This is a genomic window from Streptomyces rubellomurinus (genome assembly GCF_000961885.1).
Lineage (GTDB): Bacteria > Actinomycetota > Actinomycetes > Streptomycetales > Streptomycetaceae > Kitasatospora > Kitasatospora rubellomurina.
On record NZ_JZKH01000015.1, the window covers coordinates 50885 to 66510 of the forward strand.

16 protein-coding genes are annotated in these 15626 nt (G+C 68.3%); 8 read left to right on the forward strand and 8 right to left on the reverse strand.

The genetic code is table 11. The annotated features are described in order from the left end of the window. Window positions 1-177 precede the first annotated feature (177 nt). The gene (locus VM95_RS40125; protein ID WP_078859755.1) at window positions 178-405 is read left to right on the forward strand and encodes a hypothetical protein; all 228 of its coding nucleotides are present in this window, start codon (window positions 178-180) and stop codon (window positions 403-405) included. 522 nt (window positions 406-927) lie between these two features. Here the strand turns inward: VM95_RS40125 and VM95_RS42355 are convergent. Genes VM95_RS42355 through VM95_RS10225 form a run of 6 tightly spaced genes read right to left on the reverse strand, consistent with a single transcriptional unit; the run spans window position 928 to window position 5713 of the window. Next, window positions 928-1632, reverse strand: a complete 705-nt coding sequence (locus VM95_RS42355) for a TauD/TfdA family dioxygenase (RefSeq protein WP_045694356.1) — start codon at window positions 1630-1632, stop codon at window positions 928-930. Further along, window positions 1562-1750, reverse strand: a complete 189-nt coding sequence (locus tag VM95_RS45440) for a DUF255 domain-containing protein (protein ID WP_078859756.1) — start codon at window positions 1748-1750, stop codon at window positions 1562-1564. The genes VM95_RS42355 and VM95_RS45440 overlap by 71 nt, the downstream gene beginning before the upstream one ends. 45 nt (window positions 1751-1795) lie before the next feature. Further along, entirely contained in the window at window positions 1796-2599 is an 804-nt protein-coding gene (locus VM95_RS10210; RefSeq protein WP_052706769.1) for a methyltransferase domain-containing protein, read from the reverse strand. Further along, on the reverse strand, window positions 2596-3966 hold the full coding sequence (locus VM95_RS10215; protein WP_045694358.1) for a cytochrome P450: 1371 nt from the start codon (window positions 3964-3966) through the stop codon (window positions 2596-2598). The genes VM95_RS10210 and VM95_RS10215 overlap by 4 nt, the downstream gene beginning before the upstream one ends. Further along, window positions 3963-5021, reverse strand: coding sequence for a terpene synthase family protein (locus VM95_RS10220; RefSeq protein ID WP_045694361.1), 1059 nt, complete (start codon window positions 5019-5021; stop codon window positions 3963-3965). Before VM95_RS10220 ends, VM95_RS10215 begins: the two co-directional genes overlap by 4 nt. Beyond that, entirely contained in the window at window positions 5018-5713 is a 696-nt protein-coding gene (locus VM95_RS10225; RefSeq protein ID WP_045694363.1) for a transmembrane-type terpene cyclase, read from the reverse strand. Before VM95_RS10225 ends, VM95_RS10220 begins: the two co-directional genes overlap by 4 nt. Window positions 5714-6071: 358 nt before the next feature. On the opposite strand from VM95_RS10225, the gene VM95_RS10230 reads away from it, so the two are divergent. From VM95_RS10230 to VM95_RS41380, 3 genes are all read left to right on the forward strand, one after another. Then, a complete protein-coding gene (locus VM95_RS10230) occupies window positions 6072-7049 on the forward strand; it encodes an SAM-dependent methyltransferase (RefSeq protein ID WP_045694365.1) in 978 nt (325 codons plus the stop codon). A gap of 107 nt (window positions 7050-7156) precedes the next feature. Then, window positions 7157-8062, forward strand: a complete 906-nt coding sequence (locus tag VM95_RS10235) for a polyprenyl synthetase family protein (protein WP_341845998.1) — start codon at window positions 7157-7159, stop codon at window positions 8060-8062. 126 nt (window positions 8063-8188) lie between these two features. After that, entirely contained in the window at window positions 8189-8866 is a 678-nt protein-coding gene (locus tag VM95_RS41380; RefSeq protein WP_052707258.1) for a hypothetical protein, read from the forward strand. A 178-nt stretch (window positions 8867-9044) separates the two neighbouring features. Here the strand turns inward: VM95_RS41380 and VM95_RS44250 are convergent, their stop codons facing one another. Beyond that, window positions 9045-9359, reverse strand: a complete 315-nt coding sequence (locus tag VM95_RS44250) for a hypothetical protein (RefSeq protein ID WP_244178710.1) — start codon at window positions 9357-9359, stop codon at window positions 9045-9047. A 115-nt stretch (window positions 9360-9474) separates the two neighbouring features. Between VM95_RS44250 and VM95_RS44255 the strand changes: the two genes are divergently transcribed. Together VM95_RS44255 and VM95_RS10255 are read left to right on the forward strand one after the other, a co-directional pair. Then, complete coding sequence (locus tag VM95_RS44255) at window positions 9475-9885, forward strand: site-specific integrase (protein WP_244178709.1); 411 nt, start codon at window positions 9475-9477, stop codon at window positions 9883-9885. A gap of 725 nt (window positions 9886-10610) precedes the next feature. Then, window positions 10611-11768, forward strand: coding sequence for a site-specific integrase (locus VM95_RS10255; RefSeq protein WP_167352907.1), 1158 nt, complete (start codon window positions 10611-10613; stop codon window positions 11766-11768). Between the two features lie 121 nt (window positions 11769-11889). Here VM95_RS10255 and VM95_RS10260 read toward each other — a convergent pair whose 3' ends face one another. Beyond that, window positions 11890-12561 carry a hypothetical protein gene (locus VM95_RS10260; RefSeq protein ID WP_052707259.1) on the reverse strand — a complete coding sequence of 224 codons (672 nt, stop codon included), beginning with the start codon at window positions 12559-12561 and terminating at the stop codon, window positions 11890-11892. 1039 nt (window positions 12562-13600) lie between these two features. Between VM95_RS10260 and sbnA the strand changes: the two genes are divergently transcribed. Further along, on the forward strand, window positions 13601-14605 hold the full coding sequence (sbnA, locus tag VM95_RS10265; protein WP_045694378.1) for a 2,3-diaminopropionate biosynthesis protein SbnA: 1005 nt from the start codon (window positions 13601-13603) through the stop codon (window positions 14603-14605). A 1-nt stretch (window position 14606) separates the two neighbouring features. After that, on the forward strand, window positions 14607-15617 hold the full coding sequence (gene sbnB / locus VM95_RS10270; RefSeq protein WP_045694380.1) for a 2,3-diaminopropionate biosynthesis protein SbnB: 1011 nt from the start codon (window positions 14607-14609) through the stop codon (window positions 15615-15617). Window positions 15618-15626: the final 9 nt, after the last annotated feature.

Consider the following 15626-nt stretch of genomic DNA (forward strand, 5'->3'; position numbering starts at 1 on the left):
CGGCGGGCGGGTCGTGCAGGCCCCGAGCCGCCCGCCGGGCCCGCACCGCGACCACCGGCGCCAGCTGTGCCACCGGTGACCATTGCGAGCGGCGTGCGCGAAATTCTTGCCGCGGCCGAAAAAATCGAGCCTGCCGGAAAAATCCCACTCCGCGATTTTCGGCGCATACTGTAGGGGATGACGAAACCTGTAGCAGTTCGCCGCGTCCTACCCACCAGTCCCTTCAAGACCCGGATCGAAGCGCCGCGCAAGCACTTCGCCGTCGGCGACCGCGTCACCCACGACACCTACGGCCTCGGACGCGCCATCGGAGTGGAAGGCGGCGGCGACATCGCGGTACTCGTCGACTTCGGATCGCGACGCGAGCGCATCACCCCGCCCTATGCCGCGATGTTCAAACTCTGAGCCCGGGACGCGCGCGGCTCCCGGCCGGGAACACCGCAGCGCACAGGGTGCGCCCCGGACAGCACACGCCGGCACGGCACCCAGGAGACACACACCCCGGCCGGACCGAACGGCACCCATCGGTCCGAGCCGGAGTCTCACCCGCAATGGCCGGAAAGGCACGCGACGAGTCGCCGTTGGCGGCCGAGGGCGGGCCGGGTTGGCGATAAAATCCGCGCGTGGATGACAAACACCTGTTTGAGTCCGTCTGCGCGGTGCTCTCCGCCCGAGGGTTCGAGCCAGCATCTCCCTGGTGAGACCCGCCGCTGGCGCGGCATCACCCGGACCGGCAAGGCCCGTACGGTCACAGCACGGATACTCTGGCCGGGAATGCTCGCCGGGTTGGCGGCGAGCATTCCCGGCCAGAGTAACGGGCGGTAGACATCCGGCCCTTCGGCCCGCCGCCCCGCGCCACTCACGCGGGTGCCGTGCGCCCACAACGCTGGACCCCACCCGACCCTGACTATAGAGATGACGGCTCGGTCAGGTCCGCCTCCGCAGCGATCTTGGCGCCCAGTGACAGCTGCACCGGACCTTGGTGGATACCGAAAGGGAGGGGCTGGTAGAAGTCGGAGGCATGGTAGGCACGTGGATGCGTTGCCCGGTTGGCCAGGGGCGGATCTCGGTCCTTGGAGCGTTGAGGACGTATCGGTCGTGGAACGCCCTGGCGGCCGCGAGCGCGCGCTCGATGCCGTAGACGGCCTTGTCGAAGCGCCAGCGGACGCTCACGGCCGCAGGGGTGCGCTGCCGGAAGACAGGCGGGTAGACGGCTACCAGCTCGTCCCGGCAGAACGTGAACTGCGGTCGTAGGAGCTCACGCAGCAGAGCTGGGTCCGCGCGCTGGGCTGTTTCGAGCAGCGCCGCGACGTCCACCAGGACACTCTCGCCGCCCGTGTCGGCCGGCTGGGCGCAGTGAAGGAGCAGCAGAGCCGGCGGGACCACGCCGGGGCCGTCGATGAACGCGCCGTCGGTATGGCATCCGACGTCCTTGAGCCCTACGGCCTGGTACTCATCGACAAGGTCGCGCCACGCAGCCGAGAGCTCGTTCACCGCCTGGTCGCCGGTGCCTGTCACCGTTCCGATGACACCGAACTCGTCGCCTCGCGGGTGCAGTTGCCTACGCCCCAGCGCGTTGCCCGGGACCGTCAAAGGGTCCTGGTCCGGCGAGAACGTGTCGACTTTCGCCACCCACGTCCCGCCTTGCCGCTTCTGACAACGCCTCCTCTCCCCGCTCCCACCAGTGCACGGGATTGGTGGCGTGCTGCTGGAGACAAGCCGACTGGGCATGGGCCAGTCGATTCACCATGGCGGCAGTATTCCAGCCCGCTGACCCACGATGGGGACGATGCCGTCAACACGCCGCGACGGCGACGTAGCCGAAGGTCGTGCCGATGCCGGAGAGAGTCTTGCGGAGGATGCGGGTGAGGGCGTCGGTGGCCTGGGCGGTGTGGATGTCGCTGAGGTGCCGGCGCTGGCGGTTGAGGTCGGCGTCGAGGCGGCGGAGGGAGTGCCGTAGGTGTTCGTCCAGGTCGGTGATCTTCTCGATCTGGAAGCCGCTGGCTTCAAGGTGGGTGCGCAGAGCGGTCAGCGGTGTGAGGGAGGAGTGGTCGTGCCGTTCGGGGTCGGGAGCGCGCAGGATCATGTCGCTGATCAGCAGAGGGCTGCCGGGGGTGAGGACACGTCTGAGTTCGGCAAGGGCTCGGCGGGTGTCGGGGATGTGGAGCAGGGACTCGATGGCCCAGGCGCCGTCGAAGGACCGGTCGGGGAAGGGCAGGTCGGTGGCGTCGGCGTACTGGAATCGGGCGAGGTGGCTGAGGCCGGCGGTTTCGGTGCGGGAGGTGGCGAGTTGGACCTGGGTGGTGCTGATGGTGATGCCGGTGACATGGGCTCCGGTGGTGCGGGCCAGGCGCCTGGCTGGGCGGCCTGTGCCGCAGCCGACGTCCAGGAATCGGTGGCCGGGATGGAGCGGCAGTTCGCTGAGGAGGAGGTCGGTGAGGCGGTCGCCGGCCGCGGCGACCGCGGCGGTGTCGTCCTCGGCGGGTTGGTCTGCCGTGGCGTCGGGCCACAGGCCGATGTGGAGATTGCCGCCCCACAGGTGTTCCAGGAGTGGGGTGATGATGTCGTAGTAGGTGCCGATGTGTGCTGTCCGGTTCATGGCTGGGTGTCCCGGGCGTCCGTGGCGTGTGGCGTGGGTGGGGTGTCGAGGGTGACCTGCAGGCTGGTCGGGGTGGTCATGGTGGGTCCGTTCTTCACCGTTCTCAGGCCCGGGACGGCCGCGATAAGGCGCAGGCCCGGGGCGCGGGTGAGGCGGGCGAGGGCCAGGGGGAGTTCGAATTCGGCGAGTTCGGCGCCGGGGCAGCGGCGGGTGCCGGTGCCGAAGGGGAGGTAGTGGGTGCCGGGGGGTTTGTGGTTCAGGAAGCGTTCGGGGTCGAAGCGCTCGGGGTCGGGGTAGAGGTCGGGGCGGCGGTGCACGAGGTGGATGGCGGGGACGAGTTCGGTGCCGGCCGGGAAGCTGTAGCCGTTCCAGTCGAGGTCGGCGGGCGTGACGCGGGCGAGGCCGGCCGGGACGACGGAGCCGTGGCGCAGGGTCTCGGCGCAGACGGCGTTGAGATACGGAAGCTTCACGGTGTTGGCCGGTGTAAGGGCGGTGCCGAGCCGGGCGAGTTCGGTGTGCAGGCGGTGGCGTACGTCGTGGTGGAGTTCCAGTTGATACAGAGCCCAGGCCAGGGCGCTGGCGGTTGTGTCGTGGCCGGCGATGAGCAAGCTCATGATGTGTCCGCGAATCTGCTCGTCGGCGGGGGCCGCTTGGCTGGTGGCGAGGTGGAAGACCAGGTCGTTGCGGTGGGCGGCGGGCGCTTCGCGTGCGGCGGCGGCCTCTTGGGTGACGAAGTCCTGGACCTGCTGGACCAGGCTCCCGATCTGCCGTAGGAGGCCCTCGGGGTCGCTCCCGGAGGTGGCCGCCGGTTCGTACATCAGGTCCATGATCTCGGTGAGCAGGTGGACGCAGTGTTCGTGGCGGTGCGGTGCCAGTTCCCCGAAGGCGGCACGGACGATCAGCCGCAGTGTGATGTCGCGGGTGACGTCGATCAGGGGCTTTCGGCGTCCTCGCAGGTGGTCCAGTACGGTGATGATGATGGCGTCCAGGGCGGGGCCGAGGGCGCGCAAAGGTTCGCCGTGCAGGGGCGGGGCCAGCAGGAGCCGGATGGTGCGGTGGGCCTCGCCGGTGAGGTAGGGCAGGGCCTGGGTGCCGATGACGGGGCGGAAGTAGAGGGTGCCGCGGGCGTGCCAGGTGGTGCGGTCGCTGATGAACAGCTGCCGGATGGCGGTGGGGTCGCCGACGTAGACGCGGGGCGCGGTGTCCTCGGTATGGAGGGTGAAGACCGGTCCGTAGGTGCGGGCGTACGCCTCCCAGGAGGCGAGCAGGTGCTCCGTTTCCATGGCGCGCAGCTGGGGAGCGGTGAGACGGGGACCGTCGGGCAGGTGCGGGCAGGAGCCGTCGGCCGCGGGGGCGCGGTCGGTCACAAGGGCCTCCCTTCGGCATTGCGGGCGAACCCTTCGGCCGGACATCCGCCCGGTGGCAGGCTGCCCAGGTCGGTGTAACGCGGGCTGGTGCGGTGATAGGAGTGGTTGCCCCGCACGACATCGAGGTAGGCGTCGGCGCAGCGCAGGGCGTCCGCGGCGCTCGCTCGGGGCAGCCCCGCCAGGTCGAGCTGGCGCGGCAGGTCGCGGCGCGCGGCGGTGATGAGGTCGGCGCCGTCGGCGATCATCCGGTCGACGTGGGCCGCCGCTTCCCGCGGTGTCCAACCGCGGTGGTGTTCGAGAATGGTGACGGCGTTGTGGAGGTAGCCGCTGGCTCGCTCGCGGTCGGCGGAGACCCGGTCGTTGCACAGGGCGGTGGTGTCGCAGACCGCGCTATACAGGGTGCGGAAGGCCGGCAGGCGGTGGACGGCGTCAGGCAGGTCCACGGCGCAGGCGACCTCGCACAGGTCGAGGTACCAGGGCACGCCGAACATCTCGCGGCGGCGCTCGTGGTACTCCGCCGGCTCGGGCAGGCGGTGGACGGCCCGGTCGACGGTCTCGCCGTAGAAGCCCCACAGCCAGTTGGCCAGGTGGGCGCAGAACCGCGCGGTCCAGGCCGGTGAGCGGATCGGCGCCAGCTGCCCCCACAAGGCGGCGGCCGCGTCGGCCATGGCGCGGTGCCCGCCGCGTCCGACCGGTTCCCTGCGGGCCGGGCTGTGTGGGGCGGCGGGAGTGAAGGGAGCGAGCAGCGCGGTGACGGCGCTCAGGCAGGCGCCGGGGTCGTCTCGTGCGGGACCTGCGTCGAACTCCTCGTCGATCAGCAGCGACCAGCCGGTGAAGCGGGTGATGAGGACGAGGACGTCCAGGGGCGCGGACGGGTAGTACAGGCCGATGCAGTACGCGACTCGGGAGCGGCGGACGTTGGCGCGCGCCTCGGGGGATCGGCACAGGCCGAACTCGTCGAGCCAGTGCCACATGTCCTGCTCGGCCTTCTCGGCACCGGGGTTGAGGCGGATCGCGGCCGGGAACAGGGGGGCAGGGCTGCCGTTGCCGGTCATATGTCGGGCTCCCCGTGAGGTGTTGGCCGAGTGCCGACGGGAAGCCCGCCGGCAGCACGGTCGGCGTCTCGCTCTGCGCGGGCAATGCCGGTCAACGAGCGCAGGTACGCCGCTTGCAGTACCACCTGCGCTACGCCGAGGCACAGGTTGAGCTGTCGGTGGCCGCCCCCAGGTGGCGCTGCGACGGCGCCGACGCTGAGCGCCGTCAAGGCGATCAGCAGGCACGCCGCGCCCGGTACCGACTGGCCTATCGCCGAACCCCGGCGGCGCAGCTGCGCCAGGCACAGCACAGGCGTCGCCGTCTGCAGGATCATCCCCGTCGTCACGCCGTACTGGTCGCCCAGGGCACGTCCGGCGAGCTGGAAGGCCGTCGCCGTGACGACGAGTGCGATCAGCACGGACAGCATGAGGCGCCGGCGCGGGACCCCGGGGTAGTCGGCGGGCCCGTAGCGCCAGAAGAGCCAGAACAGGTAGATCTCGAAGGCGACCAGGAACGGCTCGAAGGCATAGGTCAGGCTCCACGCCGTCGTGACGCCGAAAAGCATGAAGCCGTCCCAGGCGAAGATGCCGCACAGCACCAGCGGCGGCAGCGGGGAACGACGGTCCCGGTGGCCCTGCACGACCGACAGGGCGATCCACAGCAGACCGAAGACGAACCCGATGAGTCCTGAGATGACGAAGGCAGGCTGCACCGCCCCTCCTCACCGCCGCGCATCACACTTGACACCCGACGCGATCAGCTGAACGGGACCGTCAGGTCCGGCGTGTCTCCGCAGCACGTGGGATGTTCTGTCCTTCCGGGCCCCGCGTCAACCCCGCCGTGCACCGCGTTCCACCGGACATGGGGGCGCGCTGGCGCGCGACGCCGGCGTGCGTAGCGTTGGTGCGGCGCGTGTGACCGGGCGCGCCCCCGGCTGCCGTTGCCCACCGCCACCGGACAGGCATCTACTTGTCAGCACCCCACCGCTCCCTGCCTGATGCACGGGCCGCCTGTCGACGCGGCCCTCGATGCCGTACCCCGGCCAGGCCGAGCGACGACCGGAGCCCCCGATGACGCGCGACCCCCAGCCCCCGCCCGCCGTGATCCACGTGATCGACGGCCCGCGCCCCAACTCCTACCGCCCCAAGGTCGAGTACACCTACGACGATCCCGTCTGGATGTGGCAGAAGGCCCTCGGCTCGGACACCCTCCTCTTCCAGTTCGGCCTCTTCGACGCGGACGAACTCACCGAAGGCCCCACCCCGGGCCCGGTCGGACCGGCCGAACTTCGCCACTTCGAGCGCCAGTTGACCATCGCCGGCCTCACCCGGCCCGACTGCCCGCCGGTACGCCGCATCCTCGACCTCGGATGCGGCTGGGGCTACCTCTCCTGCCACCTGGCCCAGCGGTTCCCCGAGGCGCACCACATCGACGCCGTCAACATCAGCCGGCGGCAACTGGAGCACTGCGCCCACCGGCTCACCCAGGAGCCCCAGGCCGCAGACCGCGTCAGGCTGTTCCTGTGCGACGGCCAGGACGTCGACCTGCTGCCCGAACCAGAGGTCCCCTACGACCTGGTGATCGTGCGCGGGGTGTACACGCATTTTCTCAACGACGTCTTCGAGGCATCGGTGCGCGCCGTGTCGACGCGCATGCGCCCTGGCGCTCTGCTGGTCATATCGGACACCCTCTACAAGGGCGACCTGGCACAGTACACATCGACCATCCCCGATCGGGTCGACCGGCTGGCCTGCGGAAACCGCAAGTCCCCGGCGTACTTCGTCCGCGTCCTGGAGGAACACGGCCTGCTCCTGGAGGACATGCGGATCATGCCGTCCAACGCGGAGATCATCCACTGGTTCCAGAAGGTCGGACTCAACATCGAACAGCACTTCCCGGACGGGGCGACCGGTCCGATAGAGGAACTGCGGGAGATGGCGGTGAGCTTCTCCGCCTCCCTCGCCCAGGACAAGGCATCCGTCTACAGCATCATCACCCGCCGCACCGATCCCGCCGCGTCCTCCTCTCCGCGGGTCGGCGTCTCATGACCGAGCCGGCCACCCCGCGCGCAGCGGCAGCCGCCTCGCTGCTGGCACGTACCCGGGCCGCCGTCGAACCGGTGCTGCGGGACGCCGTCGCTAGCCTCCCCGGCCGTATGAGGCTCGTCGCCGGCTACCAGCTGGCCTGGTGGGACGAGCACGGCATCCCGATCGACGCCTCGCCTGGGAAGGCCCTGCGGCCTACGCTTGTGCTGGCCGCAGCCCGTGCGACGGGCGGCGACGACACCATGGCGCTGCCCGCCGCGGCCGCCGTCGAACTCGTGCACAACTTCACGCTGCTGCACGACGACGTCATGGACCGCGACGAGCTGCGACGACACCGGCCCACCGCATGGCGCGTCTTCGGAGTCAACGACGCTCTGCTGGCCGGGGACGCTTTGCATGCCCTGGCGTTTCGGATACTGGCCGACGCGGCGGCCTCGGTACGCCTGGCGGCATGCGTGATCGAGCTGTGCGAGGGCCAGCACGCCGACTGCGCCTACGAGATCGACAGCACGGTGACGCTGGCCGACTGCGTCACGATGGCCGAGGCCAAGACCGGTGCGCTGCTGGGCTGTTCCGCCGCGCTCGGCGCCCACGCGGCCGCTGCCCCGCAGCACCGGGTGGTCCAGCTGGACGCCTTCGGCCGCAGGCTGGGGCTCGCCTTCCAGATCACCGACGACCTGCTGGGCATCTGGGGCGACCCGGAGCGCACCGGAAAGCCGGCAGGCGCCGACCTCGCCGTACGCAAGAAGTCCCTGCCCGTGGTCGCCGCCCTCCGATCCGGCACCCCGGCCGGGGAGCACCTGCGCACCGCCTACGCCGCCGACAGCGGGGCCACTCCCGCAGAACTGGCCACGCTGGTCGAGGCCGCCGGAGGCCGCAGCTGGGCCCGCACACAGACGGCCCGCCACCGCGAGGAGGCCCTCGCCCTCCTGCACCACGCCGTCCCCGACTCGAAAGAAGCAGCCGACCTCCTCATGCTGGCATACCAGTTGACGGAGCACAGCCGCGAAAGCTGAGATCATCCGCCGCCCCGGGCTGGGGAGCGCCCCGCGAAGAACCTCACCTTCTCCGAACCGCGCGACCCCGGCAGGCCCCTGCTCGGCCTGCATGCCTTCGAGCACGTCGAGCTGCCCCGCCTGCTGATGACCACCAGCCGTCCCGACGGCCACGCCTCCCCCGTCCAGGTCGCCGCCGCCGACCGCCTCCTCCAGCAGGCCCCCTTCGGACCGGCCGGACTCTTCTCCGACATCGACCCCACCGCCGCCGCCGTCGCCGCAGCGCACTGGCTCGCCGCAGCGGCCGAAGTCACCGCCGACACCTCCGGACACAACCCCGTCCAGGTCGTCCAGGAAGCCGACAACATCGAAGCCCTCCCCCACGAAACCCCCACCCTCGTCCTCGGTCTCATCGACGACGGAGCCACCCCACACGAAGCCGTCACCGGACTCGTCCGCCACGCCATGCACGTCGCCGACGGCCTGCTGCCCGACCCCGGTGCCTTCCGCGAGCAGCTCGACGACGTCGAGCAGACCCTCGCCCGCAGCAGCGACGACGGCCTCGATCTCGAAGACGTCCTGCTGCGCCTGACACCGCTGGACCCCAAGCGCCCCGCCCGCGACCTCCTCGAAGACCTCCTCACCGGCATCCACGCCTGCTGGCTCCTCCACAGCGAATACGACGACTACGCCGGCGAGGACGACACCGACGACGCGCAGGACTGGGACGACGCACAGGCGGAGCAGCACGACAACCGCAGCCGCGAACGCTTCGCCCAACTCGTCCGCGACACCGCCGCCACCCACCACGACCGCCTCCTCTGAGTCGGCCCCGACGATCGAACGGACCTGCGGGTCTCCCTTTGCCGCTGGTCAAGGGAGACCCGCAGGTCACAGGCATTCTGCGAGCTTGGTGGTCGCACGGTGGTCGCCCCGCGGAGGCAGACTGGAAGAGCAAGAACGACCCCGCGCGCGATCCTTCGAGGCGATCACCATGCGCTGCTCACCGAACCCCGGCAACGACCGAGGCCGCGTCTACCGGCGCTGCGGCTGCCGCGACGACCACCGCCGCCAGCTCGGCACCGCCTGTCCCCGCCTCGCGGTCGACCCCCGCCACGGCACCTGGGCCTTCGCCGTCGACACCCCGCCCGTCGACGGCCACCGTCACACCGTCCGCCGCGCTGGCTTCCCCGACGAACTCGACGCCCGCACCGCACTGCGCCGCTTCAACGAGGGCCTGGCCCTGTGCGTCATCACCGACCCACGGCAACGCACCGCCGAGTACCTGCGGGACTGGCTGGACGAGAAGGAACTGCACCTCAAGCCCACCACGATGGCCCGCTACCGCGCCTACGTCGAACAGGACCTCATCCCCGCCCTTCGGCCAGATCACACCCGCCGGCGGCTACGTCTTCCACCGCCACGGCCGCCCCCTGCACCCCAAGCACGTCCTCGACCGCTTCCACCTGCTCTGCGACAACGCCGGCGTCCCCCGCATCGCCCTGCACGACCTGCGCCACCTCACCGCCAGCTTCGCCACCGCGGCCGGTGTCCCGATGCCCGTCGTCTCCAAAACCCTGCGCCACCGCACCCTGTCCACCAGCGCGAACATCTACACCGACCTGACCTTCCCCACCGCCCGCGCAGCCGTCGACGCCGTCGCCTGGATCCTCGACAACGCCGACCGCGCAGCCCTCGGCCGACCCACCTGTCGCGCCCAGCGCCCCTGGCACCAGAACCCCCGCCCGCACCGGCAACTGCCCGCACACCAACCGCAGCGAACAGATGAACCATCAGCGACCTGGCCGATGTGGCGCGGCGATCACCATGCGACCACCACCTGACCGAACAACAGAAAGAGCCGGCACTCGGTTTCCCAAGTACCGGCTCTCACAACCGACTTCACAGTCGGGACGACAGGATTTGAACCTGCGACCCCTTGACCCCCAGGGGTTCAACTATTGTCGGCAGCCGAGACCTTGAGGTCTCGGCTTCTTTGTTGCTCAACCATCCTGAGGCACACGTGAGTTGGCGGCTTTCGACGAGAGCGGTGCGGCGAGCAGCTGACAGTTCGCCAATGTTTACTTTGTGCACGAGCGTCCGTTTTGGTCCATCGGCGTTCATGAGCGCTCATCGCGTGTGGTCCCAAAATGGTCCCCAAGCCGACCGCCCCGCCCCAGCTACTGCCGGTGACCGAGATCTGTCGGACCTTCAGCAAGCACCACCTTGCGATCCCGACAGCCGCTGCTTCGACGGCGCCTGCCGGCTCGCGGAGCCGGCTCCCGCGGGCGGATCATGGTCGCTTACCCACCGGTTGCGGATCGTGATCTTCCGGGCGGTGTGTCGTCTTGAGCGTGTCGTCTCCAGATGGTTCTGACGTGCTTCGCGCACCGCCCCGCACGCTCTGCCGCCACACCCGACACGGCAGCCACTCTTATCCCAGAGTCACCACCCAGTCCAAGAGAAGGGGAAGCTCATGGGACAGCGTGCGCAGCGTGGTCGGGTGTACCGGCGGTGTGGTTGTTCGGACGGGCACGGGAGGCAGTTGGGTCCGTGGTGTGTGCGGTTGTTGGAGGAGGCGGGTCACGGGTCGTGGACGTACTGCGTCGACGTGGCCCCGGAGGACGGGAAGCGAAAGACCCGTCGGCGCGGTGGGTTCGCCACCCGCGCCGAGGCGGCCCGGGAGATGAAGGCGGTGCTGGACGGTGAGCTGCGCGGGGTGTACGAGGACCGTCGCGTCACGGTGGCGAGCTTCCTGCGGCAGTGGCTGGCCGTGAAGAAGGAGGAGCTCGCGCCGAACACCTACGCCGGCTACGAGGCGTGCGTGGAGCGAGACCTCATCCCCGCCTTCGGCCACTACCGGCTCCCCGACCTGCGCCCGAAGCACATCGAGCGCTGGATCGCCGCCCAGCGCAAGGCCAAGCGTGGCAAGGTCACCGTCTACCGGATCGTCTCCACCCTGCGTAACGCCCTCAACCACGCGGTGCGCGCTTGGGGGCTGCGTTACAACCCCGCCAAGCACTCCGTCCCAGCTCGGCCCCGCGCCGCCGAGCGCACCTGCTGGACCCCCGACGAGGCCGCCACCTTCCTGCCCCACAACGCCGAGCAGTATGCGGATCAGCTGACCGACCTGTTCGAGGTCATGCTCGGCACCGGCATGCGCCGCGGCGAGATCCTCGCCCTGCACTGGTCCGATATCCACCTCATGGACCGCAAGCTCTTCGTCCGCTGGACCCTCGCTGCCATCGACAACGGGAAGATCCACCTCGGGGAGCCCAAGACCGAAGCCAGTAGGGCCTGGATCAGCCTCTCCCCCAGAGTCATGGCCGCCCTCCATCGCCAGGCCGCGATCCAGATGGCCGCCCACCCCGACGGCCGGCTGGAGGGGCTGGTCTTCGCCCGCCCGGGTGGAACACCGTTGCGGCCCCAGTGGGTCCTCGACCAGCTCCGCAAGCGCACCGACGAACTCGGGCTAACCCGCATCGGCCTGCACGACCTGCGCCACACCGCCGCCAGCATCATGATTGCCGAGAACATCCCCATCGCCGTGGTCTCCAAGACCCTGCGCCACTCCACCATCGCCGTCACCATCAACCTCTACGGCCACCTCCTCAAAGACTCCGCCGACGAAGCAGTCCTCGCCCTGGCGAAAGCCCTCGACCGCGCCCAATCAGGCCAGCTCCGAGAACTCCCCCACGGCGGCCACGACCTGCCGCTCGCCGCGTAGCAGCCGCGGACGGGGCCCCGGCCGGTGCGATGTAACAGCATCGGACCGGCGCCCCGGTGTGGGCAGTCTTCAGACCGCAGGGTCGGCTGGCCTCCCGCTCCGCCAGCACAAGGGCCGCGGTCTACCAGTCCAGAAACAGCTGTACGGGGACTCCGGAGGCGGTGTTGACTCGTGCGGCCAGATCGGTCGGGATCGGCACGTCGAGCCGTACCGCGGTCGGTGTGTAAAGGTCGGTCTCGATTTCGGGTGTCGTGAGGGACACGAGCAGGGCATACGAGACCGGTCGGCCGACCCGGTCGGATCTGTTGTTGTACTTCCACCAGCCGCCGGCCGGGTAGACGGCCAGGGCTCCGCAGTCGGCGAGCTCGGCGGCGGTGCCGCTCCAGATGTCGGCGTGGGGGGGGGAGCCTCGGTTGCGGTTGTCGGAGCCGACGAGCCGTGCTTTGTCGCCCTCGAACTTGCCGACCGTGGTCATGCCGTCGTTCGCGGCCTGCGCGTCCTTCGCGACGCGCCCTTCGAAGTCCGTGAGGTTCTCCAGGGGCCCCTTGATCGCGAACCGCAGCTTGTGGGAGGCGTAGGCGTGCTGGCCCATGACACCGCGTCGGCCGGGGTTGGGTTCGACGAAGTAGGAGAGGGTGACGCGCAGCTCGACCGGGGTGGCGCCGAGGTCGAGGAGCTGCTCGCGTGGCCAGGGCAGTTCGTGGAGCTTGAGCTCTCCCAGGTGCACGCGGCCCTTGTCGCGGCGGAACGGGATGAGGGAGCCCTGGATCATCAGCTCCCGCGAAGCGCCCATACCACGTCAACGGCCCGAAGAGCCTGAGGCTACGGGTTGATGATCTGCAAGCCCTAACTTCGTGGCATTGGTCGAGTATCTGGCGGTGGCAGTAGCCCTCCGGTCGCCCGCCCCGGCCGCTCATCCACGCCGGCACCGGCAGCAGGTCCCGCACCGCCGCCCACTCGGCGTCGGTCATGTCGCTGTCGTAGCGCCGAACACGCTCGCCGTGGTCGCCCGCGTTGCCGTATCGGTGTGCGAAGCAGTCACACCTTGGGGGGACGGAGTTGCCGTCGACTGCGGCGACGGCGTACAAAAGCGGCAACAGGGCTTCCTCGCAGCTTTTCGGTCTCGACAACCTCCAAGCTGCACAGGGGCCCTGTCTTCATGCGGCGACAACGCCGAGATCACCCGAATCGGGAACCCGCGAACACTCGTGCTGGTCCCAAGCCCCGTCACGGGTTTGCGGATCGCTTCTGAGGGCTTGCCGGAGTGATGGTCATGATGCTGTGGGGGCGGCGCCACACGACTTCGTCCAGGTCGGCGACGCGCTCCAGATTCGCACCCGGATGGGCGGGCTGAGCGCCGAGCCACTGTCCGCTTCAGGCGCGCGGCGAGTGCGGCACCGACTTGCGCAACGGACTGTCCGAGGACGGCGGCCTGGATGAGGTGGAGGAGTCCTTCACCTGCCGCCGCTTCTACTCGGCGATCTGCGCGTCCTGTTCCGCCGTCCGCGCCCCCACATGCTTGATCGTGGCTGCCTACTCGGCGATCACATGCATGAGGTCGTCGTACGCCGGTTTCTGGCGCTTGACGACTCCCACGCGCGGACCAGCGACCAATCTGCCACCCAGTTCACAAACGATCGCAAGTAGTCAAAAAGGGCTCACCTTATGATGTACGTGATCGAACCAGGCCATCTTCGGGCTGATACTAACGCGATACCGGGCTGAGGGTGCCCCGATACCACCTACATCCATGATCGAAGGCACCACCAACTACACCGCACGTGACACTGAAAGCTCCGCGAGCACGCCCAAGGGGGACGGGAAGTGGTTCGGTGATATACGAGCATGCCTATGAAGTGATCACGGGCGATGTTTTTCTGTCGCTTGACGGTCTACTTTCCGAAGGGAATGCGTACCTGAAGCTGGAGGGCTTGAATCCGGCCGGATCCATAAAACTGAAGACCGCTCTAGGCCTGATCGCCAACCTGGAATCTGGCGGCTATCTGAAACCCGGATCCCGCCTCATAGAGTCGTCCTCGGGAAATCTTGGCGTCTCTCTGAGCATGATATGCGCAGCCAAAGGATACAGATTCACTTGCGTGACCGACCCCCTGGCCTCTGAAGATAACATCGTTCTCATGCGAGCGGCTGGCGCCCATGTCATCCAGGTTGATGAGCGCGATGAGAGCGGCGGATACCTGGGCACCCGAATCCGGTGCATCGAGGAGCACCTCAAAGCGGATCCGGAGCTCATCTGGACAAATCAGTACGCGAACACCGCAGGACCGAGAGTGCACGCAGACCGCACGGCACAGGAGATCTTGCGTGAATTCGATTCGGTCGACTATCTGTTTGTCGGCACTGGGACGACCGGGACGCTCATGGGGTGCCTTGACCGATTCCGGAAGCAGTCACCACACACTCGAGTCATCGCGGTCGATGCCTACGGTTCGGTCACCTTCGGTTTTCCGCCAGCTCGGCGGCACCTCCCCGGCCTGGGCACCAGCCGACGTCCAGGACTGCGTGACCTCGACGAAAACCAGCCAGACGAGGTGATCCGGCTGAAAGAGGCGGACGCTATCCGAGCCTGCCGCCACCTTGCCATCCACCGGGGAGTCTTCGTCGGCGCGTCCACCGGTGCAGTGGTCGCGGCGATGCTTCAACGTGAGCGGGACTTCCCGCCCGGTGCGACGCTGGTCGCTGTCTCTCCTGATATGGGGGACAGGTACGCCCGAACCGTCTATGACGAAGACTGGGTTCTGCAAAATTACGGGGCAGACGTCGATACTGGGGTAATCCTGCCCGACGCAGAAACGATCCGCGACGGAAATGGTTGACATGCCGTCATTCCATATCATCGACGGCCACGCTGTCGAGTCGGTTATATCAAGCTCACGAAGCCGAGTGGTGGACTGGGTCAAGGAGGCCTACCTCTTGCACGCAGACGGGGCTTCGGTGAACCCGGACAGCTACTTTCTCAATTTTCCGAAAAAACCCGGCACTCGCATCATCGCTCTCCCTGCGTTCCTTGGCGGAGACTACGAGGCAGCAGGAATAAAATGGGTGAGCAGCTTCCCGTCTAACATCGAGCGAAACATGCCCAGGGCCTCCGCCACCCTTATCCTGAACGACTATGAAACCGGCTACCCTTTCGCCTTCCTGGAGGCCTCGCGCATCAGTGCAGCACGCACCGCAGCCTCAGCAGTACTCGGCGCCGAAGAACTGACAGGAAGCCGGAGCGCTGGAACTATCACCGTGATAGGAGCGGGGGTAATAGCCCGCACCGTAGTGGAATTCTTCGAGTCTCGCGAGTGGTCCGTGGATCAATTCCTCATACACGATCAAAAAGCACATTACATGAGGTCGCTCGCACACTACATAAACTCCTCGACCCCGTACCGCGCAGATACGAGGATTTCGGTGGAGTCCGCGATATCCGGCTCCGACGTGGTGGTCCTGACGACCACCGCCACGACCCCGTACATCACGCAGCCCGGTGCCTTTTCGAGCGGGCAGGTTATTCTCAACATCTCGCTGCGCGACATCGGCCCCGAGATCGTGGCCGCCTCTCACAACATCCTGGATGACGTCGATCACTGCCTCAAAGCAAACACCTCCCCGCACCTGACCGAGCAGCTTCTTGGGCACCGCGACTTCATCGACGGCTCCCTGTCGGAGCTCATGACACGCAAGGTCCAAGTGAGTGAGGACAAGCCCAAGATCTTCTCACCCTTCGGCCTTGGTGTGCTGGACCTGGCAGTCGGACTGAACGTCTACCAGGCTGCCCTCGATCGAGCTCTGGCGACCGAGATACCCAACTTCTTCGGGGACCTGACGAGGTGGCCGTAACCAGTAGGA